At 64.8% G+C, this 3,833-nt stretch carries 2 protein-coding genes; both read right to left on the reverse strand.

The window, feature by feature from the left end; genetic code table 11:
* Positions 1-993 (reverse strand): efflux RND transporter permease subunit (locus JOY90_RS35145; RefSeq protein WP_291695680.1); only part of this gene is annotated, 993 nt, incomplete at its 3' end.
* On the reverse strand, positions 993-3,833 hold a 2,841-nt coding region (locus JOY90_RS35150; RefSeq protein WP_291695681.1), incomplete at its 5' end, for an efflux RND transporter permease subunit. The genes JOY90_RS35150 and JOY90_RS35145, both read right to left, overlap by 1 nt.

Consider the following 3,833-nt stretch of genomic DNA (forward strand, 5'->3'; position numbering starts at 1 on the left):
GATCGAAGCGCGGATCGTGAGCGTGCGGTCGGCCATGACCTCGATGTTGACGCCGGCCGGAATCAAGCGCTTGAGCTGCGGGATCAGCGCCTTCACCCGGTCGACCGTGTCGATCACATTGGCGTTGGCCTGCTTGGTGACGAGAAGCAGCACGGCGGGCTTGCGGTTGTACCAGCCCGCGGCGCGGCTGTTGCGCACACCGCGCTCGATCTGCGCGATCTGCGAGAGCTTGACGACGGTACCGTTCGCCGCCGTCACCACGATGTTGCGATAATCCTGCAAGGCGGTGATGCGGTCGTTGGTGCCGATCGTCTCGCTTTGCGAACCGCTCTCGAAGCTGCCGAGCTGGTTCGGCGCATTGGCGTTCACGATGGCCGTGCGGATCGCCTCGAGGCTGATGCCCATCGCGGCAAGCCGGGCCGGATCGACCCGCACTCGGATTGCCGGCTGCTCGGCGCCGTTCACTGTCACCTCGCCGACGCCGTCGACCTGGGAGATGCGCTGCGCGATCACCGTGTCGGCCGCGTCATAGACTGCGCTCGCCGGCAAGGTATCGGAGGTGAGCGCGAGAATGATGACGGGCGCGGCCGCCGGGTTCGCCTTGCGGAAGCTCGGCAGCGTCGGCAAGTCCCCGGGCAAATCCGTGGCGGCCGCGTTGAGCGCTGCCTGCACGTCGCGTGCCGCGTTGTCGATGTTGCGGTCGAGGTCGAACTGGATGGCGATGGACGAGGAACCGAGCGTGGAATTGGAGGTAACCTCGTTCACTCCGGCGATCTCGCCGAGATGGCGCTCCAGCGGAGCCGCGACCGAAGCGGCCATGGTCTCGGGATCGGCGCCCGGCCGCGAGGCAATGACGCGGATGACCGGAAACTCGACGGAAGGCAGGCTCGCGACCGGCAGAAAGATGTAGGCCACGGCGCCGACGAGGAAGAGGCCGATCGCCATCAACGTCGTTGCGACCGGTCGCTTGATGAAGGGGGCGGAGATGTTCATCACTCCGCCGCTTCTTGGCTGAGCGGCGGTGCGGGCGTCGGCATGAGCACGATCGCCGCGGTCGGCCGATGCGGAGGCTCGCGCCTTCCCCAGAAGCGGTCGCGCAGCCCTTCGAACATGAGGTAGATCACGGGAGTTGTGTAGAGCGTCAGAAGCTGGCTCAGCAGCAGGCCGCCGATGATGGTGATGCCGAGCGGGACGCGAAGCTCACTGCCCGTGCCATGGGCGAGCGCCAGCGGCAGCGCGCCGAAGAGAGCCGCCAGCGTCGTCATCATGATCGGCCGGAAGCGCAGATGGCAGGCGCGCAGGATGGCATCTTTCGGTGAGAGCCCCTCGCCGCGCTCGGCATCGAGCGCGAAGTCGATCATCATGATGGCGTTCTTCTTCACGATGCCCATCAGGAGGATGATGCCGATGAGCGCAACGATCGATAGGTCCAGCCTGAACAGCATCAGTGCGAGGAGCGCGCCGACGCCGGCCGAAGGCAGGGTCGAGAGGATCGTCAGCGGATGGATGAAGCTCTCATAGAGCATGCCGAGCACGAGATAGATGGTGATCACAGCGGCGAGAATGAGCCAGGGCTCCCCCGCCAGCGAGCGGTTGAACTCGGCCGCGTCCGCGCTGAATGATCCGGTGACGGAAAGCGGCAGCTCGATCTCCTGTTCGGCCCGGCTGATCGCGTTGACAGCGTTGCCGAGCGAAGCGTCGGGCGCAAGGTCGAAGGAGAGGGTCGCCGCGGGAAATTGCTCTTCATGGGCGATCGACAAAGGGGCGGTGGTGCGTCGTACCGAGGCGATCGTCGCGAGCGGCACTTGTGGGCCCCCGTTGATGGCTGTCGTGACGGTCGGGTTCGATGAGGCGCCGAGGGCGGTCGCGAGGGCCGTGTTGGTCGAGCCGGCGACGTAAAGCTTCTCGAGCGCCGACGGATCGGTCAGATATTGGGGCGCCGCCTCGAGGATCACACGATACTGGTTCGACTGCGCGTAGATGGTCGATATCTGACGCTGACCGAAGGCGTCGTTCAGCGTGTCATCGATGTTCTGCACCGAGAGTCCGAGGCGTCCCGTCAACTCGCGATCGATGTCGATGAAGGTGCGCAGCCCCCCGTCCTGCGTCTCGAGCGCGATGTTGCGGAAGGTAGGGTCGGCGCGCAGTTGACTGGCGAGCTGCGCCGCCCATTTTCCGATCTCGTCCGCATCGGTGCCGGTCAAGGTATATTGATATTGCGAGCGGCTTGCCCGCGTCGTGATCTGAATGTCCTGCACCGGCTCGACGAAGAGCGTCACGCCAGCGATCTGCGAGGCTTCCCTCATCAGGCGCTCGCCGATCACATCGGCGGTGTCGACGCGGTCGTTGCGTGGCGTCAAGGTCACGGCGAGATGCCCGACATTGGGCGTCGCGTTGAGCGTGCCGACACCCAACACGGCGACGACGCCCCCTACATCCTTGTCCTTGCTGATGATGCTCGAGACCGCGCTTTGCAGCCGGGCCATCTCGAGAAACGAGACATCGGGCGCGCCTTGCAAGACAATGTTCAAGAGTCCAGTGTCCTGGCGCGGCAGGAAACCCTTCGGCATGACGATGTAGAGATAACCCGTGAGCGCCAGTGTGCCGAAGGTCAGGAGAAGCATGAACCGCCGCCTCGCCAGCGCGAAAGAGAGTGTCCTCATGTAGAAGCGGGTCATGGCCGTCATCGGCCATTCCGCGGCTCGCGCGAGCAAGCCCGGCCGATGCTCCGCGACCGAACGCAGGATTTGCCCGCACATCATGGGCGTCAGTGTCAGGGAAACGACCGCGGAGACCACCACCGCGATTGACAAGGTGAGCGCGAACTCGCGGAACATGCGCCCGACGAGACCCGTCATGAAGAGCAGCGGGATAAAAACGGCGATCAGCGAGACCGTGAGCGAGACAATGGTGAAACCGATTTGTCCCGCGCCGTCGAGGGCGGCCTTGAGCGGGGTTTTCCCGGCTTCCATGTTGCGCACGATGTTCTCGATCATCACGATCGCATCGTCGACGACGAAGCCGGTGCCAACGGTCAGCGCCATGAGGGACAAATTATCGAGGGAGAAGCCGGCAAGCCACATCACGGCGAAGGTCGCGATGATCGACAAGGGAAGCGCAACGCCGGCGATGATGGTGGCGCGCAAGCTGCGCAGGAAGAGCAGGACCACGAGCACCACGAGGGCGGCGGCAATGACGAGCGTGAATTCCACATCCGCGATCGAGGCACGGATGGTCTCGGTGCGATCATTCACGATCTTGAGGTTCACGCCGGCCGCCATGGACCGCGACAGGCGCGGCAGCTCCTTCTTCACCAGATCGACCGTGCTGATGATGTTCGCGCCCGGCTGACGCTGCACGTCGATGACGACGGCCGGCTCGCCTTGGTACCAGCCGCCCACGCGCGAATTCTCGAGCCCGTCGACGACAGCGGCAACGTCCTGCAGGAGGACGGGCGCGTTGTTGCGATAAGCGACCACTACGGTCCGATACGCTTCGGCCGCGGCGATCTGGTCGTTCGCCGCGATCGTGTAGGATTGTTGCGCGCCGTCGAGCGCGCCCTTCGATCCTGCGACATTGGCGCCCACAATCGCGGCGCGCAAATCCTCCATGCCGATCCTGTATGAGGCGAGCCGGGCGAGATCGGCTTGGATGCGGATCGCCGGCTTGATGCCGCCCTCGACCGAAACATGGCCGACCCCCGTGACCTCACTCAGCCGCTGGGCGAGCAGCGTGTCGGCAAGATCGGAAAGGGTGCGCAGCGATTCCGTCTTCGAGGTGAGCGCCAATGTGAGGATCGGCGTGTCGGCGGGGTTCACCTTGGCATAGGTCGG

Source organism: Bradyrhizobium sp. (assembly GCF_019242285.1).
In the GTDB taxonomy this organism is placed as follows: Bacteria; Pseudomonadota; Alphaproteobacteria; order Rhizobiales; family Xanthobacteraceae; genus Bradyrhizobium.